At 71.6% G+C, this 911-nt stretch carries 2 protein-coding genes; both read left to right on the plus strand.

Features of this window, described 5'->3' with window-relative positions:
- Positions 1 to 266: methyltransferase (locus tag IEY86_RS35945; protein ID WP_265806221.1), on the plus strand; the 266-nt coding region annotated here is incomplete at its 5' end.
- Positions 267 to 327: 61 nt separating this feature from the next.
- Positions 328 to 911 (plus strand): methyltransferase family protein (locus tag IEY86_RS35950; protein WP_308425216.1); only part of this gene is annotated, 584 nt, incomplete at its 3' end.

A 911-nucleotide genomic window follows, 5' to 3' on the forward strand; every position in this document is an offset into this window, starting at 1 on the left:
ACCCGGACCGGCGCCGCGCCCTGATCGAGCGGGCCTACGAGGCACTCGACCCCGGCGGGACGCTACTGGTCTACGACCGGATGATCGACGACGAGCGCGGCGATCTCGGACGGCTCCTGTACAGCCTGAACATGATGCTCGTCACCCCGGGCGGCTCCGAGTACGCGTCGGCCACCGGCATGGAGTGGCTGCGGGAGGCCGGGTTCTCCGGGGTGTTCAGGCAGCCCCTCGGCCCTACGCACACCCTGCTCATGGCCACACGCTGACCCCGCTTCCCGTGGCGTTCGATCAGTGCGACCCGACCAGACACCTCCAAGGAGCACAGCCGTGAAACCTGACGCGGTGACGACCGCCGGCGATGCGAAGGGGCAGACGGCCACGTCCTTCGCCCCGGAGGCGTCGGACGCCGACCCACCGAGCCCGAATGCGATCTTCGAGCTGACCAGCGCCTACCGTGCCTCCCGGGTGCTGACGGCAGCCGTTGAGCTCGACCTCTTCGGGATGCTCGCCGCGGGCCCGGCCGGCGAGGAACGCATCCGCGAGGAACTCGGCCTGCACCCGCGCGGGGCCGGTGACTTCCTCGACGCCCTGGTGGTCCTGGGGCTGCTGGAGCGTGCCGACGGGGAGTACCGCAACAGCCCACTGTCCGCACGGTACCTGGACCGCGGCCAGCCGACCTACCTCGGCGGCTGCGCGGAACTCAGCGCGAGCACCGTCTTCCCGGCCTGGGCCCGCCTCACGACCGCCTTGCGCACCGGTGAGCCCCAGGTGGAACCGCCGAGCGACGACACCCGGGGCCGGATCCGCCAAGAGGACCCGGACCGCTTCCGCCGGTTCCTGTCCTCGATGGACGCCGTCAACGGCAGGCTGGCCGAGGAACTGGCCCGGTGCGTGGACTGGAGCCGCTACGG

This window comes from Wenjunlia tyrosinilytica, from assembly GCF_014646055.1.
Taxonomy (GTDB): domain Bacteria; phylum Actinomycetota; class Actinomycetes; order Streptomycetales; family Streptomycetaceae; genus Wenjunlia; species Wenjunlia tyrosinilytica.